The following is a 25,151-nucleotide window of genomic DNA, read 5'->3' on the forward strand; positions in this document are numbered from 1 at the left end:
CGGTCGGTCTCTTGCGCCCCATGCTTGGTTTACGCCCTCATGGAGTAGCAGCGTTTCCATCGAGTCAACACGGCAGAAGAACCCGGGACGAAATCTGCCGATCGCGATCATCGGAAGCGTCGGTATCGTTACCGTCATCTACGCCATCCTTGTGACGACCATGCTCGGAGTCGTCTCGTGGCCCGAACTCAGCCAGGACGCTCCGGTCGCCCAGGCAGCAGAAGTCGCCTTCCCGTCCTCGCTGGGTCCGATCGGCGGTATCGCTGCCACCGCAGCAGCGATGATGACTGTCGGCGCCCTCCTGGCGACGGCGTCGTCCGCGAACGCCTCGATCCTCGCTTCGGCCCGCATCAACTTCGCGATGGGACGCGATAAAATCGTCACCAACTGGCTCAACGAGATCCATCCGAACTTCGCGACGCCCTACCGATCGATCCTCGTCACCGGCGGGCTCATCCTCGTTTTTATCGCGCTGTTGGGACAGGAGATCGAAGTCCTCGCGAAAGCGGCGAGCGTCCTCCACCTGATCGTCTACGCGCTGATGAACGTCGCGCTCATCGTGTTCCGGGAAGCGGACGTTCCGGAGTACGATCCGGACTTCCGAGTTCCGTTCTATCCGCTCACTCCGATCCTGGGTGCGGCCCTCTCGCTCGGACTCGTCGCGTTCATGGATCTGCACGAAATCGCGCTGTCCGTCGCGTTCGTTCTCGCGGCCGTGCTCTGGTACTTCCTCTACGCCCGCCACAAGACGCCACGACGGGGCGTTCTCTCGAGTTACGTTCGAACCCGCGAACGGGAACTACCGGATCGCGTCGTGAGCGCTGCTGAGACAGTCGCCCCGGAGAACGCGGACGGGCCGACGATTATGGTCGCGCTGGCCAATCCCAGGACCGAGAGCGCCCTCATCACGCTCGCCAGCGCACTCGCCGAACACGAGGGCGGTCGCGTCCTCGCGACGCACATCGTCGCCGTCCCCGATCAGACCGCGCTCGACGCTGCTGCCAGGAACCGCGAAGGGGTCGATACCGCTTCCGACGCCCTCCTCGAGGCCGCCAAACGGGACGCCGCGGCCTTCGACGTTCCGATCGAGACGAAGACGGTTCTCTCTCACAGAGGGTTCGACGAGGTGTACGACGTGGCCAAATCGGACGACGTCGATACGGTCGTGATCGGGTACGGCGGCACCCGGTTCACGGGCGGACGTGCGGAACGCCCCCTCGACGAGCTGACTCACGACTTACCGTGTGACTTTCTGGTCCTGGACGGGACGGAGTTCGAGCCGACGAGTGCCCTCGTTCCCACGGCCGGTGGGGAGTCTTCGGCTCTCTCCGCGGAAGTCGCACGTGCCCTTCACGAGACGAGCGGCGTCGACGTCTCGCTGTTACACGTCGTCGATCCGGGCGAGGAAGCGGAAGGCCGCGAGTTTCTCCGCGACTGGGCGGATACCCACCAGCTGTCGGAGGCGACGCTGCACGTCGAGAGCGGCGATCCCGAAACGACGATCGCGCAGTTCAGTACGGACCACGATCTCGTCGTGCTCGGGGCGACGGAGGACGGGCTCCTGTCGCGTATCGTCCGAGGATCGCTCGTATTCGACCTCTTCGACGACCTCGAGACGCCGGTTCTGTTGACCGAGCGCCCGTCCGCGCGGTCGCTTCGCGACCGACTGTTCGGTCGCCGCTGAAACGGGCGACGGGTTCGATCGGTTTCGGTCAGTCGGCGTTCGCTTCCGGCAGTGCGATAACGGGTCGGTTCGCCCGGGTGACGAGTTTGAGCGAGAGGTCTCCCGACAGGAACTGCACGAGCCGGTTTCCGCGCCGGGACCGGTACGCGATCGCGCTCGCGTCTACCTCGTCGGCAGCCTCGAAGATCGCTTCGACGACGTCTCGGGCGTAGACGGTGTGATCGTTCGCGTCGGGGAAGACGGTACGGAACGCGGCGTACGCCTCCGCGGCAGCCTCCTCGGACTGCTCGACGGGCGTTTTGTCCGCAACTCCCTCTCCCTTCTCGACGACGTGGAGGGCGGTGACCTCCGTCGGTCGATACGGCTCGAGGCTCGTCGCGGTCGTGCGAGCGTCGTCCTCGTGTGCGACCGGAACGAGAACGTGCGAAAGGAGATCGCGGCTGGAGTCGTTCGGGGTCTGGGTCATACGGATACTAGCGGGACCGTAATCATAACCGTTGGGCGCGATCCACGAACGTCGTCCGAAATACACGGCGGAACCGGCGACCCGCCTCGAGGTCGAGTGGTTCGAGACGCCGAAGGCGTCTCGTCGTCGAGCGAGACCGGCGGTCTCGCGGACGCCGCGGCGCTTCGCTTAGTCACGAGCGAGCGTTGCGCTCTCGACAGACCCCGAGGCACTCGCCGTGCTCGCCCGTAGACGGTTGCCTTCTCGAGTCAGGGTTCCGTTCTCCGCTCGGCCGACGGTCGGATTTCGCCGTCTCCGGGCCGTCGCGGCGGTCGATCGAGACTACCGCCTTCGACGAAACCGCGATTTCCGAGCCTGATCGAGGCGATACTGAATCCCCCAGACGAGCCAGATCAGCAGAATCCCGGTCCCGAGAACGGTCTCGAGTCGAATCAGTCGAGTGTCGTACACTCTCGTAACGAGAACGACGAACAGCGACCAGCCGAGTATCACGTATAGTATTTGGTCGAAAGATCGAGGCGCTATCTGATCCTTGACCGACATTGTCTCCCACTTGGGAGCCCTCGTACTAAGAACTCGTGGTGGGTTTCCGCCACAGCGGTCGGAGCGAGACGCACTGGGCAACCGGGGCGGAGCGGGTACCCCGTTCGACTCGTCTCGCTCGTTCGAGTCGGCGGGACGTGACCGCTTCGTTCCAGTCGTCGCCTCCTCGAGCATCGAGTCGGCACCCGGCGACGGTTTTGCGCCGACTACAGCGACTGCGATCGGGGCCGAATCGCCCGCCTGGCGGGCGGCTCGAGCCGCTCGAGCGAGCCCCGGGCGGTCGCGACGTCGACGAGCAACTCGGTCAGGTTCACCAGCTCGCCGACGTACGCCCGTCGGCGTCGCTGCCACCGGGTGGCGGCCTCGCCGTCGGCGAGGATCTCGAGCGAGCGGTCCCGAAGCGCCTCGTAGGCGTCGAACTGCTCGGCGAGGCCGGCCCGCTCGAGTTCCGCGAACTCGCCGTACTCGTGGTCGTCGGTGCCCCGGTAGCGGAAGGCGGGGGTGCCAAGCAGGGCGGCCTCGGTGGCCATCGTCCCCGTGTCCGCGACCAGCAGCGAGGCCTCGGCCATCGCGTCGTGGATCAGCGCGGGGTGGAGGCCGTACGGCCGGGCAGGGGTGTCCCGCAGCTCCATCTCGCCGCCCTCGTCCGAGACGAAGACGGTCGCGTCCTCGCTCAGGCGCTCGATCAGGTCGCGTCGCTGCTCGCGGGAGAACCCCTCGAGGTCGGCGTCGTGGAGCGCGTCGAGGGCGTTGAACCGCAGGAGGACGTAGGGCTCGTCGGGGCCGACGTCGAGGTACTCGCGGATCCGCCCGTCGGGCTCGAAGACGTCGGGGTGGAGGTAGGCGCACTCCTTGAACCCCTCGAACGTGTAGTGGTCCGGCCCCAGGTCGCGGCGGGTGACCGCCGGCGAGAGGATGCAGTCGGCGAACGGGCGGGAGACGACGTGGTTGAAGTCGCCGGGCTCGTCGTCGAGGACGAGCACCGTCGGCGCCCGCGTGACCGTTCCCGCCAGGGCGGCGTAGGGCCCCCGTCCGAAGACGACGTCGGGGCGAAACCGCACCGCCTCGCGGACGATCGTTCCGAACTGTCCGCCCAGCTCGCGGGCGAACTGCGGCCGGGAGTAGGCGTCGGTGCCGTGGTCGCCGTACACCCGGTACGGCATCCCGAAGAATTCGAGCAGGTCGGTCGTGCAGGCGTACTCGCGGGTCAACACGAGGACGTCGTGGCCGGCGCGCTCGAGCCTGGCGACGGCGTGGCGGTACAGGTGGACGTGGGCGGGCGTGTTCGCGAAGACGAGGATCCGCATCGGTACCCCGTAGCCGCCGTCGATCCTTTGTAATCGTCGGGCTATCGGTGGACGGACCCGCGGGCGTCGCCGCGAGCCGACCGCGGCTTCCCTGCCGAGCCGCGGACGCTCCTCGGTCGCCGTGTACGCTCCCCGTAACGTTCAGCGGCGAGCGATTTTCGAACCGATAACAAACCGTCTCGCGGGGGTGACCTCCGCCGATGAACGTTCTCGCCGTGACGGCCAACGCCGACGCGCCGTTTCTGACCCAGCAGGTGGACGCCCTCGAGGAGCGAGGCGTCTCCTTTCGGACCCTGCCGATCGCGGGCGAGGTCGGCGCCGACGTCGATCGGAGCCCGCTCGACTACCTCCGGACGGTCCCGCGGGTGCTCCGCGAGGCGGGTCCCGAGTACGACCTGGTTCACGCCCACTACGGGCTGACCGCGCCCGCGGCGCTGGCCCAACTCCGGCTGCCCGTCGTCCTCTCGCTGTGGGGCTCGGACGTCCACGGCCCGGCCGCGCCCGTGAGCAGGCTCTGCGCCCCGCTGTGTGCGGAGACGGTCGTCATGTCCGCGGAGATGCGGGCCGCGCTCGGCCGGGGGACGGTAATTCCCGACGGCGTCGACCTCGAGCGGTTCCATCCCGAACCCCGCTCGCGCGCCCGCGAGGCCGTCGGCTGGCCCGACGACGAGTACCACGTCCTCTTTCCCTACTCTCCCGCGCGCACGGTGAAGAACTACTCGCGGGCCGAGCGCGTCGTCGCCGCCGCCTCGCGGCGCCTCGAGCGACCGGTCGGGCTACGGACGGTCTCGGGGGTCGACCACGATACCGTCTCGACCTACGTCAACGCCGCCGACGCCCTGCTTTTGACCTCCGACAGCGAGGGATCCCCGAACTCGGTAAAGGAGGCGCTGGCCTGCAACGTTCCCGTGGTCTCGGTTCCGGTCGGCGACGTCCCCGAACGGCTGGCGGGGGTCGATCCCTCGGTCGTCGCGGGGGACGATCGGGAACTGGTCGAGGGGCTGGTCGCCGTTCTCGAGCGCGGCGAACGCTCGAACGGCCGGGAGGCGGCCCGCGAGGTCAGTATCGAACGGACCGCCGAGCGGATGCTTTCGGTCTACGAGCGGGCGGCCGGACGGCGAGTCGCCGAGCGCGAGCGCGCGGCCGTCGCCTCGCGGTAGAGCCGGGGCGCTACCGCTCCGTCGCGAAGGCGGCGGCGAGTTCCTCGAGCAGCGCCGCGACCGACTGGTGGCCCTCGTAGCGGACGGTCCCGCTTCGTCGATCGAACTCCAGCCACCCCCGCGACTGCAGCTTCGGCAGGTGGTGGTGGTGGACCGCGGTCGTCAGCTCCCTCCGATCCCGGTCCGAAGCCCGCTCCTCGAGGCGACCGACGAGCTCCTCGACCGTCGCGGTCGGCCCGTCGGCGACGGTCTCGAAGTAGTAGATTATCTCCCGACGGTGACTATCACTCAGCGTGTCGAGAATCCGGTCTATCGTCGGCCCCGTCTCGGGATAGCAGGAACTGGCGACCATACGTGTGGCACAATATGACACGATATAGAACTAACGGGACGAGCAACCGGGGCGGGGCGGACGGCGCTCGGCCCTACCGGACCTCGTCCCGATACCAGGCGGCCGCCTCCGGGAGGTGGGCCTCGAGCGGGCGGTAGGTATATCCCAGCTCCTCGTGGGCCTTCCGCGAGGTGTAGAACAGCCGCCGGGTCGCGAGGCGGGCCATCCGCCGATCGAAGGGGAACACGCGCCGTCCGGTGGTCGCGTCGACGAGTTCGGCGACGGGCCCCGCCGCGTGGATCGCGGTCGCCGGGACGGGGAGCCGCGCCGGGGTGCCCTCGAGGGCGTCGGCGATCCGCGAGACGGCCCGGTCGTAGGTGAGGTTCTCGCCGCCGAGGATGTAGTGCTCGCCGCACTCGCCGCGCTCGCCGGCGGCGACGATCCCCGCGACGACGTCGTCGACGCCGACGACGCTGAGTCCCCCGGGGAGGTAGGCCGGCATCGTCGGCTCGATCCCCATCGCGAGCAACTGGGCCGTGAAGTTCCGGTCGCCGGGACCGAAGATCGAGGTCGGGTGGACCGTCACCGCGTCGCCCGTCCGCTCGGCGTAGCGATCGACCAGCGCCTCGGCGCGGGCCTTCGAGGCCTGGTAGGCGCCGATCGGTTCGGCGACGTCGGTCTCGTCGGCGACGGGGTCGCCCCCGTTCGGTCGCCGGGTTCCCGAGGTGCTCGTAAACACCACGCGTCCGGCGTCGGTCGCCGCGCAGGCCTCGAGCAGGGTCGCGGTTCCCTCGCGGTTGACGCGGTGGACGGTCTCGGGATCGGCGCTCCAGAGGCTCGCGCCTGCGAGGTGGAAGACGGCGTCGCTCCCGTCGACCAGCGACTCGAGGACGCCCCGATCGAAGAGGTCGCCGACGTACCACTCGAGGTCCTCGTGGCCGTTCCGCTCCGAGCCGGGACGGCTGAGCCCGCGGACCTCCCATCCCTCCGATCGGAGGTACTCACAGAGGTGGGTCCCCAGAAACCCCGTCGCGCCGGTGACCGCTGCGGTGTTCCCGGTCATCGTTCGAGCTGGGGCGGGACGGCGTCGCCGCTGGCCGCCGCGTAGAGGCGGTAGGCGTTCGAGACGACCGGGTGCGTGTCCCCCGCGGGCGGCAGCCGCCCGCCCGACAGCCGCTCCTCGAGGGCGTCGAGGTCGATCCCGTCGGGGTTCTCGACGCCCACCGGGCGGGCCGACTCGGGCAGCAGCGCCGAGCAGACCGTGTCGTCGTCGACGTCGCGGCCGAACAGCGACGCGGCGACGGCGTCGACGGCCGGGACCGAGCCCGACAGCACCGCGTTCGCCGCGACGGGACCGTCCCCGTAGGCGATCGTCCCGTCCAGAACGGCGAGGGCGGGCTCGATCGCCCGCGTCGCCGCGACCGCGACCCGCGTCGGCGCCGCGGTCGAGCGCACGAGCCGGGCGAGCGTCCGCGCGGCCCCGGCGACCTCGCCCCCGGCGGTCGGGCGCAGCGTCGGCGCGGCGATCACGCGCGAGTCGAGCAGCGGTTCCGGCACCGTGAGCGCGACCGACCGCCCCCCGGCGGCCCGGTACTCGTTTCGCTTCGGGGCGTCCGCGAGGTCGATCAGGGCGGCGTCGAACCGGTCGGCCAGTCGATCGTACTCGAGGTACGAGGCCGTCCGATCGAACGCGATTCGGTCGTCGCTGCGCCCGACGACGGCGAGGTCGGCGTCGAGCTCGCGGTCGACCCACGCGGCGATCGCGCCGACGACCGCGGGATCGGTCACGACGCCCGTCGAGGGGTGGAACGGGTAGTGACCGTCGGGAGCGATCGCGACCCGTTCGGCACCCGCCAGCCGGGAGCGGCGGGCGTCGAGGACGGCCCCGACGGCCGACTCGAGGCGGGCCGTCCGGTCCTCGAGGTCGGGCCGCCAGCCGCGGTCGTCGCCGTCGGTCGCGGCCAGGCGAACGGCGTTCACGGGCGCACCTCCGGAAGCTCGACCTCGTCGGTCGCGGTCTCGGCGGCCAGGTCGTACGCCCGCTCTGCCAGCGCGAGCGAGCGTCGCCCGTCGCGGCCGCTGACGGGCGGCTCCTCGCCGGTCCGGACGGCCTCGAGGAAGTCCGCCAGCGCGTCGTAGTGTGCCCGCAGGTAGAACGTCGGGCCGAACACCGTTCGGTCGGCGACGCCGACGCGACTGGCGACGTTCTCGAGGGCGGCCCGGGCCGCTCCCGCGTAGAAGTGTTCCGGGAGGTGGTCCCGGTTGGTGATCGTCCCCGTGATCCCCTCGAGACGCAGTCGCGTGTTGACCTCCGGAAGCTCCTCCCACTGGTAGGAGCCACAGTGCAGCGTGATCGTCGTCCCCGCCTCGGGCGCCCGCAGGAGGACCGTCGCGGCGTCCTCGACGTCGATATCGAGAGTCCGACCCGTCGCAGCGGCGCGGACCTCGAGCTCGCCGAACAGCCACTCGAGGACGTCGAAGCAGTGCACCCCGAGCTCGAGCAGGGTGCCCCCGCCGGCCGCGTCGGGATCCAGCGGCCAGGACGGCGGCGCCGTCTCCGCGGGCGGACGCCCGAGCGGGCCGTCGTTGAGCCGGGTGATTGAGGCGTAGGGGACGTGGCCGACGTCGCCGTCCTCGTAGGCCGACTTGACGCCGACCACGTCGGGCTGGTAGCGAAGCGTGTGGTCGACGCCGACGGCGATCCCGGCCCGCGCCGCGGTCTCGAGCATCCGGTCGGCCTCCTCCGTCGAGCGCGCCAGGGGTTTCTCGACGAAGACGTCGACGCCGTACTCGGCGGCTCGCTCGACCGCTTCGGCGTGGAGAAACGGCGGGAGCGCGACGACGGCGGCGTCGAGCTCCTCGTTCGCCAGCAGCGTCGCGTAGTCGTCGTAGGTCCGCTCGACGCCCGCGCGCTCGGCCCGGTCGCGGTTCGCCGGGACCGCGTCCGCGGCCGCGACGACCGTCGCGTCGGGCATCGCGAGCGCGGATTTCAGGTGCACCGTGCCGATGTTTCCGACCCCGAGGACGCCGACCGAGAGCGTCCGCGAGTCGCCCGCTCGGCTGCGAAACTGTGAGAGCATTCGCTCGAGAAGGGGGCGTCGGCGGGCTTTGTTATCGTCGTCGTATCTCTCGAAAACGGGCTGTATATCGTCCCTTCCGCGCGAATACCGGTCTTAATCCCCGTCACCGAGCTCGGCGACGCGCCGATGCGGGTTCGCCGTCGTCCGTTCGTCGACGCCGGTCGCGGTCCCGTCGACGCCCTCGAGGGCGACGGCCCGCCGGGCGGCGTCGACCATCGTCTCGACGGTGAGGTCGGTTTCGGCGCGACGGCGGGCGAGATAAGAGAGGATCGCTCGCATCCGCTCGTCGTCGCGCTCGCGGGTGAGGTTGTTCGGGTGGAGCCACATGTGGAAGACGCCGTCACCGTCGACGGCGTCGTCGATCCCGCGGCGGGCGAGCACGACCATCGGATCGCTCCAGACGGACTCGGCGACCGTCCGCGCGGGGCCCTCGAACCCGAACAGGAACAGCGACGCCGGGACGTTCACCAGCCCGTACTCGTCGACCCTCGGCTCGACGAGCATCGATCGGGCCCGCACCGTCGAATCGAGGAGGCCGCGGATCCCGTCCGGGGTCGGCGACCGCCCGCGGTAGGCGCCGACGCCGTACTCGGCGAGGACGTCGCGATGGCCGACGTCGTTTCGCGGGTAGATAAACGAGTCGACGGTCAGCCCCCACTCCCGGGCCAGTTCGACGCTTCGCTCGAGTTCGGCCGCGGCGAACTCGCGGTCGGTCTCGGGGCGACCGAACAGCGCGTGGGAAAACGAGTGACTGGCGAGTTCGTGGTCGGCGTCGGCCTCGAGGATTGCGCGGACGAGCTCCGGACAGTACCGCAGGTCCTCGCGGTCGCGCCACGCCCCGCGCTCGCGGTCGAACCAGCCCTCGGGCGCCGGGTGGTCGGCGTGGACCCCGTCGCAGGACTCGAGCATGAGGTGGCCGACCACGGCCCACGTCGCCGGCACCTCGTACTCGTCGCAGAGCTCGAGCATCGTCTCCCAGCCGCGCCGCCCGGCCTCGACCCGGGCGGTCGGCAGGGGCTCGAGGTCGTGAAACCCCCACCCCAGCTCGGCGTCGAGCGAGATCACCACGCTTCCCACAGCGTCCACCACCGTTGCGTGTCCATGACGGGCCGATAGCGATTCCGTCGTTTTGTTATAGACGCCGTTCCGACTCCGGCGGCGGCGGGTCGCTCTCGGTATCGAGAGCTTACGACCCCGGGACGCCCGCCTCGAGCGCCGGTAGGGACGGGCAACGCGCTCCGAGCCGGCCCCGAACCGGTTGAAGCGGATCTATAACAAAGCGGTCGTCGACGCACCTGCACCACAGCAGACGTTTCCGACGTCTTGATTACCCAATCATGAGCGGATCTTCCACCACGTCCGAGCGAGCCTTCGTCCTCGGACTCGACGGCGTACCGTGGCGACTGATCGACCGCTGGAGCGAGGCCGGCAAGCTCCCGAACTTCGCCCGGATGCGCGAGGAGGGCGCCTCCGGGGTTCTCGAGAGCACCCGCCCGCCGACGACGCCGCTGGCGTGGCCGTCGATCGCCACCGGCGTCTGGCCGGACAAACACGGCATCTACGGCTTCCAGCGCCTCTCCGAGGAGTACACCCAGCGGATGTACACGAGCCGCGACCGTCGCCAGCCCGCCCTCTGGGACCTGCTCTCGCCGGCCCACGTCGGCAACGTCCCGATGACCTACCCCGCGAGCGAGGTCGACGGAACGATGGTGACCGGAATGATGACTCCCTCGACCGAACGGGAGTTCACCCATCCGCCCGAGTTGCAGTCGAAACTCGAGGAGCGGATCCCGGAGTATCGGATCAGCCTCGACTACCCCGAGTACGCCGACCGCCTCGAGGAGTTTCCCGCCGCCGTCGACGACATGCTCTCGAAACGCCGCGAGCTGATGCGCCTCCAGATGGAGGAGGCCGGCGACGACTGGCAGCTGTTTTTCTTCGTCTACACCGCACCCGACCGGTTCCAGCACCTCGTCTGGGAGATGGACCCGCTGCTCGAACACTACAAACGACTCGACGAGATCCTCGGGGAGGTCATCGAGTACGCCGACGCCCGCGGTGCCGACCTCTACGTCGTCTCCGACCACGGATTCGGACCGATCGAGACGCTCGTCTACGTCAACCGGATCCTCGAGCGCGAGGGCTACCTCTTCCGCCAGGAGAACGAGGGGGCCCGGGGCGCGCTCGCGAGCCTGGGGATCTCCCGGGACACGATCACGAACACCCTCGAGCGGGTCGGCATCTCCGAGGAGGTCCTCGTCTCGACGCTTCCCCGCCGGCTCGTCGACTCGGTCGCCGAACAGATCCCCGGCGACCACGCCCTCTACGACGTCGACTACGAGCGGACCGTGGCGTTCGTCCACGGCGCGGGCACCTGCTACATCAACGACGCCGAGCGGTTCGACCACGGCGTCGTCGACCCGAGCGACGTTCCGACGATCAAGGCCGAGCTCGTCGACGTCTTCGAGTCGGTCACCGACGGCGACGGCGACCGGGTGCTCGAGGTCTTCGACGGCGACGAGCTGTTCCCGACCGACGATCGATCGCCGGATCTGGTCGTCAACGGCCGGGACGGCTACGACTCGCGAAACGCCATCACCGACGAGACCTTCGGCGAGACCGGAACCTACGCCGCCAGCCACCGCAGCGAGGGGATTGTGCTCTGTCGGGGCCCCTCGATCGATCCCGGAGCGACGCTGCGAAGCGCCCGCGTCGTCGACGTCGCGCCGACGCTGCTGCACGGGATCGGCGAACCGATCCCCGAGAACACCGACGGCCGCGTGCTGTTCGACGCCTTCGACGAGCGCGCGGCGCCCTCGCGGACGAAAGTCGAGCGAACCGCGGTGTCGGGCGGCGACGGCGGCGAGGTCGAGGAGGACTTCTCCGACGTCGAGGATCGGCTGAAGGGACTGGGCTACATGGAGTGACGGCCCGCGACTCGCAAGCACAGCGACTACCCGCCGCCGACCCGACCGTTCCGTATGGTCGACGAGGATCTCGAACTCGAGCGCGACATCGGCGAGGCGACGATCGTTTACGACGAACCCGACGAGGGCACCGTCAGGAAGACGGTGCCGAACGAGCACGTCGCGTACTTCCAGGACCACTGGATCGTCAAGACCGACGAGGACGAGGAGGGCCACGACATCGTTCGGCGGATCCCCGCCCAGCGGGTCCACTACGTCGAGCGGTCCGTCGAGGAGTTCGAGGAGGAGGTGAGCACGCTCGTGGACCAGGTGCAGTCGTTCGCCGCCGACCTCCGGACGAAGATCCCGGTCGGCGGCGGTGGCCCCTCGGGCGGTCGCGACGACGGCGGGAGCGAGGGCGCTGAGCCGATCAACGTCGACATCGACGATGCCGAGGATCGGTAGGTCCCGCTCGAGTCACCGGACGGTCAGCGGCCGACGTCGGTGAGCGCCCAGACGCAGACGACGGCCGTCGTGACGTGCATCACCCCGAGGACGGCTCCGGCCAGCAGGCTTCCCCCGGGCTGGCTCGGCACGACCGTGAAATCGGGGATCAGCGACAGCAGGAGGACGACCGCGGCCACGGCGACGAACGCGCGGTCCGGATTTCGCACGACGCGAGCGAGCGCGCCGTAGGCCAGCGTCGCGCCGACGACGCCGACGGTCGTCAGGAACGTCACCGGCTCGTAACTCATCGCGTCCAGCGCCGGGGCGACGCCGGCGGCGATCGCGCCGAACGTGACGGCCCAGTTCACCGCGAGCGACAGCGCGAGTGCGACGGCGCCCGCTCGGACGAGGTGCCCGGCGGTCCGCGCCGCCGTCTCGGTCCCGGCGCGGCCGGATTCGGATGCCATGTTCGGACGGTCCACGCCGGTTGCCAAGTAGCTTGGCCACGTCGTCGCTCGAACCGGCGCTTTCCGCGGGACTCACCGATTCGAACGGACCAGACGCAGTCCCGACCTGGCGGCCGTCCAGGCGGGGTAGAGTCTGTTGTAGACGCCGCTGGGCGCGTTTCTCGCGCCCGCGCGGAGCAGGCGGTGGGACAGCGGCGGTCCCGACTCCGAGACGAGCTCGTCGAGATCGGCGGCCTCGAGCCACTCGAAGAAGGCTCGCTCGCTCGCCGACGCGGGCTCGACCTCACGGGCGCGCTCGCGGATGTCCGCCCACATGTAGCGTTCGTCCTGGCCGAGCTCCCACTCTCCGCCCTCGAGGGCGGCCCGGATCCGGGCGTACTCGGGGTCGGAGAAGGGGTAGCCGTGCTCGGTCGGCTCGAGCCCCGACAGGCGCAGCCCGACAGCGGTCCGGTAGCACTTCTCGCAGCGCCCGCAGTTCCCCTTCATCTGACGGTTGCAGGTCTGCAGTTCGAGGTCCGGCGCGTCGCTGCGGACGTAGTCGGCGATGGCGTCGAGTCGCTCCTGGCGGGTCAGCTCGTAGCCGTCGTGGTGACACTGGGTGCCGGCCCACCGGACGTTGTCGTCGATGTCGGGCCTGGAGCCCCACTCGAGGTCGATCCCCTCCCAGTGGGTGGCGGCGACGTAGAGGTCCTCGATCCCGCGGGCGTAGGCCATCGGGGCGCAGAGCCCGAGCAGGCCGAGCCCGTGGCCGACGGAGCTGTACCAGGCGCCGTCGACGTGGCGCTTGTAGTGGGCCAACAGCATGGGATGGTCGAGGAAGGAGAGCATGTTCGACTCGAGGAAGGCGGTCTCGAGCCCGCGCTCGGCGGCGAACGTCGAGACCCGTCCGGTGAGCTGGCGCCACTTCCCGTCGTCGGCCGGATCGGGCGTGATCGTCCACCCGCGGACGCTGATCAGCGTCGGCGACTCCTCGCGGTGGCGGACGTACGAGCACGTCGAGTCGACGCCGCCCGTAAAGAGCAGCCCGCTCTCGCCACCCGCCCCGGGTTCGGGGTCGATCGTCCGGCGGGCATAGAGGGTCCCGCCCTCGAGGAAGTCGTACATTCCGCAGAGGGCCGCCTCGACGTCCTCGAGCGCGCGGGCGAACGTCGCGTCGACCGCCTCGACGTAGACGTCGGCGCCGTTGGCCCAGGCGACGGGACAGACCTGCGCGAGGACAGGGATCGCCAGCACGCCCTCGGGGACGCCCTCGATCGAAACGTCGTACTCGGTTCGGAACGGTTCGGTCGTCAGGAACCGCTCGAGGTCGGCCGTAGCCCGAACCTCGCACTCGAGGACGGTACCGTCTGCGGTCGGTCGGTCGATGATGATGGCGCTCATGGCGTCTGTGGTCTCCCTCGAGGGTCGCCGGGGACGCACAAAAACAATCGCCGCCGTCGATTCCCCGCGGCTCGAGAAACGGGTCCGTAGCCCGCGCCAGCGCGTCGACAGGGACGGCGTACTCGTCGCGACGCGAGGCCCGTCGCCGCGGCGGTCCCCGGCGGCGCCCCCCGCCGCGGTCGCCCCGTCGGGGGCCGACGCGTCGGTCTCGCCGATCGATCCGAAACCGGCTCGAGCGGTGTCGATGCCGGGGTCGACGTAAGTTGCCTATAACAAACCCGAGCGTCGACGACGCTCGCGCCAGGCTATGCGCACCGAGACAGCACCGCGGCGGAGCCGGAGCGTCGACCCATGAGCCGAGCGACGCTCGACTGGCTGTTCGCGGCCGGCTTCCTCGCGCTGGCGGCCGGGATCGGGATCGCCCGTGCGTCGCCCGCGACGACCTACGAGGCGTCGGTCTACGCGGGGACGCCGACGGCGGTCTGGCCCGCGTTCGCGCTCGCGCTGGCGATCGCGGTCGCGACGTCGCTGGCCTGTCGGGGTCGCCAACAGGCGATCGGCGTCGGCCTCGGGGCGACGGCGGTGACCGCTATCGTGAGCCTGCCGGTGATCCGGGGCTACCACTTCTACGGGATGGGCGACGCGCTCTCGCACCTGGGCTGGACCCGGGACATCGTCGAGGGCGAGATGGCGGCCCACGAGCTGTTCTACCCGGCGATCCACTCGCTGGGCTCGATCTTCCACCTCCTCGGCGGAGTGTCGGTCGAACGCGGGCTCCTGTTCGCTCTCGTCGTCGTGTTCGTCCCGTTCCTGGCGTTCGTTCCCCTCGTCGTGCGCGATCTGAGCGGGAGCGCCCTCGCAGTCGGCGCCGCGGCGGTCGTCTCCTGGATGGTGCTCCCGATCAACAACGTCGCGACCCACATGGGCGTTCACACGAACTCGAACGCGCTGTTTCTCGTCCCCGTCGTCGTCTTCGCCGTCGTCGCGTACCTCCGCCGACGCGCGACGGTCGAACGGCTTCCGTTCGGCCTGTCACCTTTCAGCGTCCTCGTCTACCTCTCGGGGATCGCGCTCCTGCTGGTCCACCCCCAGCAGATGGTCAACGCCGTCGTCTTCGTGGCGGCGGTGAGCGGGGTGCAGTACCTCGCGCGCCGACGGTACGCCGACCACCCGATACTCGAGCAGCCGACGGTGTACACGCAGACGGTCGTGCTCGGGGTGATCTTCGTCGTCTGGGCCGCGACCAACCGGCGGTTCCGCGAGGCCGCCGAGGGGTTCGTCGTGGGGATCTTCGCCGCGGACGTCGGTGCTGGCGGGGAGATCGACCAGCAGGGAAGCTCGCTCACCGAGATCGGCGGGAGCCTCTCGGAGCTGTTCGTCACGATGTTCCTCGACGCCGCGGTGATCGGGCTCGTCGTCGGCCTCTTCGTCCTGCTGGCCGTCGTCGGTCGGACGAGCCTGGACAAGGAAGGGCGCTCGCTCGTGACCTACTTCGTCGCCGCCCTGGTCCCGCTGGGCGCGATGTTCCTTCTGTACTTCCTCGGCACCCCGAACATGGCGTTCCGGCAGATGGGATTCATCTACGTGCTGCTCACGATCCTCGCGGGCGTCGCGATCGCACACGGCGTCGGCGGCTGCTCGCGGCTCGTCCCGCGCTCGGCCGCGACCGCCCTCGCGGCGGCGGTCCTCGGCGCCTGTCTCGTCCTCGGGCTCATGACCGTCTACGCCTCGCCGATCATCTACAGCCCGGGACAACACGTCTCCGAGGCGACGTTCAACGGCTACGAGACGGGGATGGACCGCGGCGTCGAGGACAGGCCCTACGCGGGTGTCGGCTACGATCCGTACCGGTTCGATCACGGGATCAACGGGCTCGAGGGCGAGGACTCGCTGACGGGCGGAACCGCCGCGAGCGGCGAGGTCGACGCCGACGCGTTCAACGCGGGGGACTACGCGGGCGCGTATGGCGGCGCCGATTACTACCTCGCCGTTACCGCCTTCGACGAGACCCGCGAGTTCGACGTCTACCGGGGGGTTCGCTACGACGAGGCCGACTACCGCGGGCTCGAGTCCGATCCGTCCGCGGATCGGGTAGTCTCGAACGACGATTTCCGAATGTACGACGTCTCGGGCGAGGAGGGGTAGCGGAGCGATCCGACGGGCGATTCTATCACGATAATCCATGATTGGCGGTCGACCGAACGGCGTCGGTGTCGCGTTTCGTTCGGAACGGGGTGATTACTCGAGCGGTGCGGATCGGCGCCGTCCCCGGAAACGACCCGTTATCGCGACGATCCCAGTGCGGACTGTCGTCCTCGTCGGACCGACAGTTCTCGAAGACTTTCGTAAGTTCGTAACGAATGCGCCATAGATTCTGACCGTATTTGCGTAGCTAGCAATATAATCTGTAAATTTAACCCAAGTTAGCAAGGAAAGGTTTATGACTCGTAAGGCCAGGTTACGAAACTGTATGGCGCAGAATCCCCGTACGACCGATGCGAGTGAATCGACGAATACCGGCAGTAACCGGTCCTTAACCCGTCGAAACTACGTGCAGTCGCTCGCGGCGGTCGCCACGGCAGCGGTCTCGGTCGGTGCGACGGGCACCGCCGCTGCCGACGAGGAGTACGAGGTTATCGAAGCCGACGGCCAGACCGTTACGATCAGCGACGGCGAGACCTGGGAAAACAAGCTGATCGACATGACCACCGGCGGCGACATCATCGTCACCGCCGAGGGAACCGGCTGGACGATCCGGAACATCGGGTTCCACGGCGAGAACACCTCCGGAACCGGCTCCGCCACCTTCGGCGTCGCCGACACCGGTGGCGACACGAGCACCGTCGAGAACGTCTACCTCGGCGACGGCGCCGCCGAGGGGAACCAGGCCGCGAACGGTCACGGACAGACTGCCTTCTGGGTCAACCCCGAACACTCGGGCCACCTCGACTTCGCGAACCTCAACATCCAGGGGTTCACGGACAACGCGATCTACGCCTCCGCGCCCGGTACCGGCGGCGGCGGCACCGTCCACATCGACGGCTGCTTCGCGGCGAACTGTTACGTATCCCACTACCGCGTCGCGACCGAGGGCAGCCGGATCACGAACTCGAGTGTCCTCGTCGACGACGAGGGACACGACGGCCGCGGGATCTGGGCGTGGTCGCCCGGAACCATCGAGGTCGACGGCTGCCAGATCGAGATGAACGGCACGAACACGGCGATCGACGCCGGCGCGAACGGGAACGGAACCGAGGTCGTCGTCAGCGACACCGACTACGACGAGAAGGCCGGGGTCGCCGAGCACGCCGGCTCGACGGTCCAGCTCGAGGACGACGTCGGGACCGACCCCGAGGCCTTCATGCCCGACGGCGTTCCGACCAGCGCCGAGGAAGCCGCCCGCAAGTAACGACACTCTCGCGCCGATTCCTCCCTCGGCGCGACTCGACCCGCTGACGCAGCCTTCCACCCGCCCTTCACCGCGGCCCGATCGCCGCCTTCCCTCCGCCGCGGGCCGTTGTTCTCGCCGTCCCGACGCTCGAGTCCGAGGGTCGCGGTACCGGCGATAACCGTTTCTTATTCCGACCGATCGTCGGCGCGATCGACGGTCACGCATCGGTAACGACCGATTACCCGGGAGCCGTCGGAAGTTTGCGTATATAATATTCCGTGGCATAAAATGAAAAGTATACGTGACTAATCGGCACCGACAATTGAGTGTCTGTTAATTTTAGACGAACTAGAGGGGAAAATTTATACGGGTAGTGTGGAATTACTCGGGTGCAATGGCACGCGAACCTTCGGTATCGGACGCGGAGCGGTTCGGCAGTGACGGCGACGAGCCGTCGGAAACGGGCGGTAATACCGGATTACTGGATCGACGAACGTACCTCCGACTGGCCGGAACGACGACCGCCGCGGCCGCCTTCGCCGGCGTCGCGAGCGCGGACGAGGAGTACGAGGTCATCGAGGCCAGCGGACAGACGATTCAGATCGGCGAGGGGGAAACCTTCGAGAACACGCTGATCGACGTCTCGAGCGGGAACGGAATCCTGCTGAACGTCACCGGGAGCGACGCCACGATCCGAAACGTCGGCTTCTCGGGGCTCTACCGCGGCGGGGACTTCGCGATCACGATCAACACGCCCTCCGGGGACGTGCTCGTCGAGAACCTCTACCTCGGCGACGGGGCGAACAAGAGCGGCGCCGGGTTCGTCCACGGACCCGGCGCGGTCTTCCTGCACAAGGACAGCAACGCCGACGTGACATTCCGGAACTGTAACGTCCAGGGGTGGCCGAACAACGGCTTCTACTGCTCCAACACGGCAAGCGGCGGCAGCGTCCGCTTCGAGTCCTGTTACGGCAAGAACAACGGCGTGGCGACGTTCCGGTGTGCGAGCGCCGACGACGCCATCGTCGACTGCGTCGCGTACAACGACGACACCGACTACTCCACCGAGAACGGGAGCTGGGGCGGCTACACCGAACAGCACGGCCGTCCCGTCTGGGCCTGGTCGCCGGGTCCGGTGACGATCGAGAACTCGCAGTTCGCGGCCGGCCCCTACGCCGCCGCGTTGCTCACCCACCAGGGCGGCACGATCGAGTTCGAGTCGGGCGCCTACAGCGGCGGCACGCAGGGACAGGTGCGAACCGCCGACGTCGGCGGCGATCCCGACCTCTCGGTTCCCGAAGGGGTTCCCACGTCGGCCGAGGAGGCCGCCTCCGGAGGGGGAACGCAGGGATCAGGACGTTCGTCCGACTCCGCCGACGAGGGATCCGACGCGTCGCACACCATCAGTTTCGAGGGCGCAGACTCGAGCGCGACCCGCTACGAGTTCGTCGTCGACGGCGAGGTCGTCCCCGCGGGCGAGGACGACGCCGCGGCCGACGAGGCCCCCGACGACGGCACCGTCCACGGCGTCGTCGGGAACTGGACGGACGCGTTCCGGTTCGACGGTGACCTCGAGACCGTCACCGTCGACGGGCCGGCCGCGGTGACTCTCGACGGCGAGGAGATCGACCCCGACGAGTACGGTCCGGCGCTCCCCCACGTTCTCGAGGTCGAGGGCACGGGCGAGCCCGCCAGCTACGAGATCACGGTCGATGGGACGATCGCGGCGGACGAGGAAGCCGACGCGCCCTCGACCGCGGGCGCGACCGTACAAGACTCCGTCACCGACGGCAGCCAGACGTTTCGCTACTCCGGCACGCTGACCGACGTCACGTTCACCGAGGGCGAGGCGCGAGTCCTCGTCGACGGCGGGGAGATCGATCCCGACGAGTACGGCGACAGCGAGTTGCTCCCCCACGCGCTGGTGATCGACGGTACCGGGGCCGACGGGCCGAGCTCCTACTCCTTTACCGTCGACGGCGCGCTCGTCAAATCGGAGTACCGAAACGCCTCGGTCGACGACGACGACGTCCTCGAGGGTGCGACCGTCCGGGGCAGCGTCGCCGACTGGATCGACGCCTACTGGTTCGAGGGCGAGATCACGGCGTTCCAGCTCGTCGGCGACGCCGACGTCGACGTGCAGTACAACGCTCGCGACCAGTAGGGCGGTTTCCGAAGCGGTGCGCGCGGCCGACTCCGCCCGGGCGGCGCCGCCGCTCGAGAACGTGAGAGGCGGCTCCCGCGCCCGGAACAGCAGCTGGCACGCGAACTGTTCCGATACCGGAGCGGATTCGGGAGCCGGGTGTCGGTACGGGATCGGTCCCCAAAAGCCCTTCTCGAGCGGACGCCGTCGCTCGAGGCACTCGCGTTCGGGTCGCGGAGGCGGCGCGTTCGGGTCGCCGAGCGCCGTGACCGCCGCGGATCGCTCTCACTCGATCCGGGAGAGTTTGCCGTTGACGGTCCGCTCCTCCTGACGGTTCGTGACGACGTGGGCGACCGTCAGCAGGGAGAACGCGCCGACGACCGCTCCGGAGAGCGCCAGCGTCGGGACGGCGGCCAGCGGCGGGACGCCGACCGTCGCGGCCGCGACGACGACGATCCCCAGGACACTCAACGCGGCGTACCACCGATCCCAGCGGTCCTGCTGGTGGGTGTCGGTATCGAGATACATCATGAGCAGGTCAGCGTTGTCGGCCAGCGTGATGAGCCCCCGATCCTGGTCGTACTCGACGATCCCCGCGTCGTCCATCTTCGGCAGGTGCGTCTGGTAAAGCGCGACGTACACTCGCTTTCGCTGGTCGGAGCTCAGGGCGTTGACGTCGGTGTCGTTCTCCCAGGCGGCGATCTGTTCGGCGAGTTCGCCGAGCGTGACGGTCTCGTCGGCCTCGAGAAGGTAGGTGAGAACCTCGCGTCGGCGCCGGTTTTTCAGCAGTTCGAAGATGACGTCCTTCGAGAGTCGGCCGTCGTCGTCGGCGTCGGTAACCGACGCGATCTCGTCGGGAAGCGAGCTGTCGATCGAGGACATTATGGGGCGCCTCCACCACCAGTCAGTCCGGTTCCCGTCCGTTTCGCGCGGAACCGGTACTCGTCGGGACGGTCGGGCTGTCGCGCCGACAGCGGCCGCTGTCGATCCGAGGGGGACGTTGCGATCACGATTGACACACCAGGTTGTACGCCAACAGTGATTCTCTTAAGCACAACCACGTTTCGCACCGTCTGCAAAGGCCCCGCGAACCGGCGTTCGATCGGTCGCCGCGGCCGGCGGAAAACCGACGGCCGACGGGACGGTCCGGTCGCTCGAGCGACCGCGGTATCGATCGATTGGCAACGTGTAGTGACCACGTACACCGAGGGCGGGTGCGTCCGCGACGGGGTGAGGCGGATCGGTAACGGGACACTGGAACGAGGCCTTCGATTGCAAGGCTATAAAGCCGGTCGACGGTTCGAACCCGCAAACGGGGGTTACGCGGTGAACGCCGGATTACCTTGTGTCCCCGCCGGAACGATAGAATCGGTTCGGCGCCGACGCGGCGGCAGTCGGCCCGGACGGCGCCGTCGACCGATCGCGTCCGATCGGACGATCTCGAGGGGTTGGGCCGCTGTGACGCCGCCGTTTCGCGCGCCGATCGACGGAGCGACGATCGGTCGCGTGACGGTTCCGGCGGGCGAATCAGTAAGTCCCGGTTTCTCGCGAAACCATGTGACCCCCTTACAGTGTCCGGACCGCTTCTCCCGATACTGATGACGCGGTCCATCATCGAGCACGCCAGAGCCGAATCGGAGTCGCGAGGCCGAGAGGCTGGGCTGTGTCCCGACTGTGAAACCGAGACGATCGTTCACGATCCGGACCGCGGCGAACGGGTCTGCGAGGAGTGCGGACTCGTGTTGACCGAGGATCCGATCGACTACGGGCCGGAGTGGCGGGCGTTCAACGCCCAGGAGCACGACGAGCTCTCGCGGGTCGGCGCGCCGCTGACCCAGTCGATGCACGATCGCGGACTGACGACGACGATCGACTGGCGCAACCGCGACGCCAACGGCCACTCGATGTCGGCGGACAAACACGGCCAGCTCCACCGGCTCCGGGTCTGGCAGGAACGGATCCGGACGAAAAACGCCGGCGAGCGCAACCTCAAGTACGCGCTCTCGGAGATCGATCGAATGGTCAGCGCCCTCGGCGTCCCCAAACCCGTCAAGGAGACGGCCAGTGTCATCTACCGCCAGGCGCTCGACCAGGACCTCATCCGGGGTCGATCGATCGAGGGCGTCGCGACGAGCGCCCTCTACACCGCCTGCCGGAAGGAGGGCATCCCACGCAGCCTCGAGGAGGTAACCGGCGTCTCCCGCGTCGACCAGCGCGAGATCGGCCGCACCTACCGCTACATCGCCGACGAACTCGACATCAACCTCGAGCCGACCAACCCCCGCCAGTTCGTTCCGCGGTTCTGTTCGGAGCTCGACGTCGACAAGAACGTCGAGTCGAAGGCGATCGAGATCATCGACGAGACGACCACCCAGGGGCTTCACTCCGGGAAGTCGCCGACGGGCTTTGCGGCCGCGGCCATCTACGCCGCCGGGTTGCTCTGCGAGGAGACGATTCCCCAGCGGGCCGTCGCCGACACGGCACAGACGACCGTCGTCACCGTCAGAAACAGGTATCGGGAGCAACTCGAGGCGATCGACCAGCAGCCGGCTACATGATCGACCGCTCGTTCTCGCTGTAGACGTCGTCGTCCAGCAGCGCGTGGAGATTGTCGTAGGGGACGAACGCGACGAACTCGTCGTCGGCGTTGTACAGCTCGAGACCGTCGTCGGTTCGGTCGTACCGTTCGCAGACGACCTGTCCCTCGGGGAGGATCGCACGGAGCATGCGACGTGTGTTACGGTGTCGATCCGCATATACTGTGGGGGCGATTCGCGGCCGCGCCGAACGCAACCGGTTTATCCGCACCCCCGCTAGCCCCGCCAGTGACCGACGATCCCTCGAGCGACGCCGACGATCGCACCGAGCCCGAGGCGACGGCCGAGCCGACCGACGAACGCGAGGACGCCCCCGACCGAGCGGCCGACGAAGCGCCGACCGACCCGTCGACGACCGGTTCGGAACCGGGATCCCCCGGGACGGCCGCCGACGGCGAGGAGCCGACGATCGCCGCATTCCACGACGCCGCCCAGCGGGAGGGCTCCCCGGTGTTGACCGCGGCCGCGGTCGCCCGCGCCCTCGAGATCCCCCACGAGGACGCCAGCGAGCGCCTCGAGGTCCTCGCCGACCGGGGCGACCTCGAGCGTCTGTCGGTGTCGACGGACCCCGTCGTCTGGTACCCCAGCGAGCTCGAGGACCTCACCGACCGCGAGCGGGTCGTCGTCTTCCCGAAACGCCGCGAGATCGTCGTCGATCGGCCCGACCAGTTCACTCGCGCCCAGCTCTCGCAGTTCGCCCACCTCGCGGACGCCAACGGCGAGCAGGGGTACCGCTACGTCGTGCGACCCGAGGACGTCTGGGGGACCCCGCACGACTCCTTCGAGGAGCTCGCGCGGACGATGCGCCAGGCGCTGGGCCAGCGCAACGAGGACCTGGAGGAGTGGGTCCACAGCCAGTGGGATCGGGCCCACCAGTTCCGCCTGACGACCCACGAGGACGGCTACACCGTACTCGAGGCCCAGACTCCCGAAATCATGGGCAACGTCGCCCGTCAGAAGTTAGACGAGGAGCACGTCCACGCCCCCATCTCCGAGACCGAGGACTGGGTCCGCGAGGGCGCCGAGGCCGCGATCAAGCGGATCCTCTACGAGGCCGGCTACCCGGTTCAGGACCACCGCGACCTCGAGTCGGGAGAGGCCCTCGAGATCGAGCTGGAGGTCTCGCTACGCGAGTACCAGCGCGAGTGGGTCGATCGCTTCGCCGAGGCCGGCGAGGGCGTCTTCGTCGGCCCGCCGGGCAGCGGCAAGACCGTCGCGGCGACGGGCGCGATGGCCCACGTCGGCGGCGAGACCCTCGTCCTCGTGCCGAGCCGCGATCTGGCGCGGCAGTGGGCCGAGACGATCGCGGAGTACACCTCGCTCGAGTCCCACCAGATCGGCCAGTACCACGGCGGACAGAAGAACGTCCGCCCGGTGACGATCGCCACCTACCAGATCGCGGGGATGGATCGCCACCGCTCGCTGTTCGACGACCGCGAGTGGGGACTCGTCGTGTTCGACGAGTGCCAGCACGTCCCCTCGGATATCTACCGCCGGAGCACGCACCTCCAGTCCCGTCACCGACTCGGCCTGTCGGCGAGTCCCATCAGGGAGGACGATCGCCAAACGGAGATCTTCACGCTGGTCGGCCCGCCGATCGGCACCGACTGGGAGGCGCTGTTCGACGCCGGCTTCGTCGCCGAGCCCGAACTCGAGATTCGCTACGTCCCGTGGGGCGACGAGGAGCAGGGCAACGCCTACGACTCCGCCGACGGACGGGAAAAGTACCGCATCGCCGCCCAGAACCGCGGAAAGATCGACGAAGTGCGCTACCTGCTGTCGGCCCACCCGGGCGCGAAGTCGCTCGTCTTCGTCGACTACCTCGAGCAGGGCCGGGAGATCGCCGACGCGCTGGACGTCCCCTTCCTCAGCGGGGAGACGCCCCACCACGAGCGCCGACGCCTGCTCGAGGAGTTCCGACGGGACGAACGCGACCTGCTGGTGATCTCCCGAGTCGGCGACGAGGGGATCGACCTCCCGACCGCGGACATGGCGATCGTCGCCTCCGGGCTCGGGGGCTCGCGCCGCCAGGGCACCCAGCGGGCCGGGCGGACGATGCGACCCGCGGGCGGGGCGCTCGTCTACGTGCTCGCTACTCGAGGGACCCGCGAGGAGGAGTTCGCCCGCCGACAGCTCCAGCACCTGGGGCGGAAGGGGATCACGGTCCGCGAGCAGAACGTCGACCCCGAGTCGACCGAGGATTAGCCCGTCCGCACCGGATCGGTATCGACGACGGGCGGATCACCCTCGACGGAGTCGACGGCTTCGACCGCGAGGACGCCGACGCCGTCCTCGAGCCGCGCCCGGACGCGTTCGTCGCTCGCGTCGTCGGCGGGTTCGAAACGAACGCGGCAGTCGACGGTCGTGTCGTTGAGACCGGGTGCGACGGTTCGAACGGTGAGCTCCTCGAGACGAGCGACGGCGCCGGTTCGGTCGACGACGCGCGCTGCGCCGTCGACGAGGCTCCCCGACGCGCCCAGGGGGACGCGGACGGTGAGCGTTGCCACGACGGTAGCAGTCTGTCGATTCATGAGGCCCCCGTCGAGGCTCGAACTCGAGGTTCGGACCGGTGCGGTCCGCGTGTTGGCCGGCTACACTACGGGGGATGGTCCCCGCGCAGTTCGCGCTGGCCGTCGATTCGACGTCGAAGAACGAACCGTCCGGCCGAGCGGGAACGCGCGGCGCGGACGGGGCGTCGAGAGCCGTCAGCCACCTCGTCCGCGACCACCGCCTGCGGGTCCGCGATAGGACCCGATGCTTCCCTTCTCGAGGGTCGAACGCGAGGGGGAGCGAGCGAGTGGTGCGGTCGAGGTCATCGTCGACCGTAACGTCTGCCGGAACTGACATAACTGTTCTCCCGGTGTGGGTTGGTTTGTCAATGTACGGGCTCGAGTGAGGGTACGTTTCGCCGTAGGCCGTCGTCCGACAGGAATCACTAACCTCGAAACCGACGAAATCATCTCTACTGTTCGCGAAACACGGCGGAACGAGAACAGTAGGTGTGGTACGGTTCCGTTATCCAAAGAGGAACGCAAAACTCGCGTTCTGTACAGGTGAAGCAGATATCACGGCCAGCATTCGCGAGTAGCGCGGAACGTTCAGTTCCGCGGACCGTTCGCGCGGCGTAGCCGCGCGAAGACGAAGCGAGCGGTTCCCCGCCGAAGCGGGCGAAGCCCGCGGAGGCGGCTTTTTAGCGTAGATTTTTGGAGTCGAGTGGGACCGGCGGTCCCACTGACCATGCGAACGGGC

The 25,151-nt window shown here is 68.8% G+C and carries 21 protein-coding genes and 1 tRNA gene; 9 read left to right on the forward strand and 13 right to left on the reverse strand.

The features are described 5' to 3' along the window. Positions 1-1,684, forward strand: a 1,684-nt coding sequence (locus GWG54_RS17615; protein WP_167938996.1) for an amino acid permease, incomplete at its 5' end; no start/stop codon positions are given. Between the two features lie 28 nt (positions 1,685-1,712). Here the strand turns inward: GWG54_RS17615 and GWG54_RS17620 are convergent. Together GWG54_RS17620 and GWG54_RS17625 are read right to left on the reverse strand one after the other, a co-directional pair. Further along, on the reverse strand, positions 1,713-2,150 hold the full coding sequence (locus GWG54_RS17620; RefSeq protein ID WP_167938997.1) for a universal stress protein: 438 nt from the start codon (positions 2,148-2,150) through the stop codon (positions 1,713-1,715). 749 nt (positions 2,151-2,899) lie between these two features. Then, the gene (locus tag GWG54_RS17625) at positions 2,900-4,000 is read right to left on the reverse strand and encodes a DUF354 domain-containing protein (protein ID WP_167938998.1); all 1,101 of its coding nucleotides are present in this window, start codon (positions 3,998-4,000) and stop codon (positions 2,900-2,902) included. Between the two features lie 200 nt (positions 4,001-4,200). On the opposite strand from GWG54_RS17625, the gene GWG54_RS17630 reads away from it, so the two are divergent. Then, positions 4,201-5,160 carry a glycosyltransferase gene (locus GWG54_RS17630; protein WP_167938999.1) on the forward strand — a complete coding sequence of 320 codons (960 nt, stop codon included), beginning with the start codon at positions 4,201-4,203 and terminating at the stop codon, positions 5,158-5,160. A gap of 10 nt (positions 5,161-5,170) precedes the next feature. On the opposite strand, the gene GWG54_RS17635 is transcribed toward GWG54_RS17630, so the two are convergent. The 5 genes from GWG54_RS17635 to GWG54_RS17655 form a co-directional block, all read right to left on the reverse strand. Next, the gene (locus tag GWG54_RS17635; RefSeq protein ID WP_209438510.1) at positions 5,171-5,512 is read right to left on the reverse strand and encodes a hypothetical protein; all 342 of its coding nucleotides are present in this window, start codon (positions 5,510-5,512) and stop codon (positions 5,171-5,173) included. A gap of 73 nt (positions 5,513-5,585) precedes the next feature. Further along, on the reverse strand, positions 5,586-6,554 hold the full coding sequence (locus GWG54_RS17640) for an NAD-dependent epimerase/dehydratase family protein (protein ID WP_167939000.1): 969 nt from the start codon (positions 6,552-6,554) through the stop codon (positions 5,586-5,588). Further along, positions 6,551-7,471 carry a DUF362 domain-containing protein gene (locus GWG54_RS17645; RefSeq protein WP_167939001.1) on the reverse strand — a complete coding sequence of 307 codons (921 nt, stop codon included), beginning with the start codon at positions 7,469-7,471 and terminating at the stop codon, positions 6,551-6,553. The genes GWG54_RS17640 and GWG54_RS17645 overlap by 4 nt, the downstream gene beginning before the upstream one ends. Further along, on the reverse strand, positions 7,468-8,571 hold the full coding sequence (locus GWG54_RS17650; RefSeq protein ID WP_167939002.1) for a Gfo/Idh/MocA family protein: 1,104 nt from the start codon (positions 8,569-8,571) through the stop codon (positions 7,468-7,470). Before GWG54_RS17650 ends, GWG54_RS17645 begins: the two co-directional genes overlap by 4 nt. A 93-nt stretch (positions 8,572-8,664) precedes the next feature. Beyond that, positions 8,665-9,660, reverse strand: coding sequence for a polysaccharide deacetylase family protein (locus tag GWG54_RS17655; protein ID WP_167939003.1), 996 nt, complete (start codon positions 9,658-9,660; stop codon positions 8,665-8,667). A gap of 248 nt (positions 9,661-9,908) precedes the next feature. Here GWG54_RS17655 and GWG54_RS17660 point away from each other — a divergent pair, with 248 nt between their 5' ends. Both GWG54_RS17660 and GWG54_RS17665 read left to right on the forward strand, forming a co-directional pair. Further along, entirely contained in the window at positions 9,909-11,498 is a 1,590-nt protein-coding gene (locus GWG54_RS17660; protein ID WP_167939004.1) for an alkaline phosphatase family protein, read from the forward strand. A 54-nt stretch (positions 11,499-11,552) separates the two neighbouring features. Next, positions 11,553-11,942, forward strand: a complete 390-nt coding sequence (locus GWG54_RS17665) for a hypothetical protein (protein WP_167939005.1) — start codon at positions 11,553-11,555, stop codon at positions 11,940-11,942. A gap of 23 nt (positions 11,943-11,965) precedes the next feature. Here GWG54_RS17665 and GWG54_RS17670 read toward each other — a convergent pair whose 3' ends face one another. Beyond that, the gene (locus tag GWG54_RS17670) at positions 11,966-12,391 is read right to left on the reverse strand and encodes a DUF6069 family protein (protein ID WP_167939006.1); all 426 of its coding nucleotides are present in this window, start codon (positions 12,389-12,391) and stop codon (positions 11,966-11,968) included. A gap of 72 nt (positions 12,392-12,463) precedes the next feature. Next, on the reverse strand, positions 12,464-13,771 hold the full coding sequence (locus tag GWG54_RS17675) for a hypothetical protein (RefSeq protein WP_167939007.1): 1,308 nt from the start codon (positions 13,769-13,771) through the stop codon (positions 12,464-12,466). Between the two features lie 351 nt (positions 13,772-14,122). On the opposite strand from GWG54_RS17675, the gene GWG54_RS17680 reads away from it, so the two are divergent. From GWG54_RS17680 to GWG54_RS17690, 3 genes are all read left to right on the forward strand, one after another. Continuing rightward, the gene (locus tag GWG54_RS17680) at positions 14,123-15,916 is read left to right on the forward strand and encodes a hypothetical protein (protein ID WP_167939008.1); all 1,794 of its coding nucleotides are present in this window, start codon (positions 14,123-14,125) and stop codon (positions 15,914-15,916) included. Positions 15,917-16,241: 325 nt separating this feature from the next. Beyond that, complete coding sequence (locus tag GWG54_RS17685; RefSeq protein WP_167939009.1) at positions 16,242-17,180, forward strand: hypothetical protein; 939 nt, start codon at positions 16,242-16,244, stop codon at positions 17,178-17,180. Between the two features lie 376 nt (positions 17,181-17,556). Next, on the forward strand, positions 17,557-19,326 hold the full coding sequence (locus GWG54_RS17690; RefSeq protein ID WP_167939010.1) for a hypothetical protein: 1,770 nt from the start codon (positions 17,557-17,559) through the stop codon (positions 19,324-19,326). A gap of 264 nt (positions 19,327-19,590) precedes the next feature. On the opposite strand, the gene GWG54_RS17695 is transcribed toward GWG54_RS17690, so the two are convergent. After that, positions 19,591-20,187, reverse strand: coding sequence for an ArsR family transcriptional regulator (locus GWG54_RS17695; RefSeq protein WP_167939011.1), 597 nt, complete (start codon positions 20,185-20,187; stop codon positions 19,591-19,593). Positions 20,188-20,903: 716 nt separating this feature from the next. On the opposite strand from GWG54_RS17695, the gene GWG54_RS17700 reads away from it, so the two are divergent. After that, on the forward strand, positions 20,904-21,863 hold the full coding sequence (locus tag GWG54_RS17700; RefSeq protein WP_167939012.1) for a transcription initiation factor IIB family protein: 960 nt from the start codon (positions 20,904-20,906) through the stop codon (positions 21,861-21,863). Here GWG54_RS17700 and GWG54_RS17705 read toward each other — a convergent pair. After that, a complete protein-coding gene (locus tag GWG54_RS17705) occupies positions 21,856-22,032 on the reverse strand; it encodes a hypothetical protein (RefSeq protein ID WP_008425399.1) in 177 nt (58 codons plus the stop codon). The two genes, GWG54_RS17700 and GWG54_RS17705, sit on opposite strands and share 8 nt — an antisense overlap. Positions 22,033-22,130: 98 nt before the next feature. Here GWG54_RS17705 and GWG54_RS17710 point away from each other — a divergent pair, with 98 nt between their 5' ends. Then, positions 22,131-24,107 carry a DEAD/DEAH box helicase family protein gene (locus GWG54_RS17710; RefSeq protein ID WP_167939013.1) on the forward strand — a complete coding sequence of 659 codons (1,977 nt, stop codon included), beginning with the start codon at positions 22,131-22,133 and terminating at the stop codon, positions 24,105-24,107. Here GWG54_RS17710 and GWG54_RS17715 read toward each other — a convergent pair. Beyond that, positions 24,104-24,433: a hypothetical protein gene (locus GWG54_RS17715; RefSeq protein WP_167939014.1), complete on the reverse strand. Its 330-nt coding sequence runs from the start codon at positions 24,431-24,433 to the stop codon at positions 24,104-24,106. The two genes, GWG54_RS17710 and GWG54_RS17715, sit on opposite strands and share 4 nt — an antisense overlap. Before the next feature lie 2 nt (positions 24,434-24,435). Next, positions 24,436-24,508 (reverse strand) — tRNA-Val (locus GWG54_RS17720). Between the last annotated feature and the right edge of the window lie 643 nt (positions 24,509-25,151).

Origin of the sequence: Natronococcus sp. JC468 (genome assembly GCF_012163165.1) — an archaeon.
Lineage (GTDB): Archaea > Halobacteriota > Halobacteria > Halobacteriales > Natrialbaceae > Natronococcus > Natronococcus jeotgali.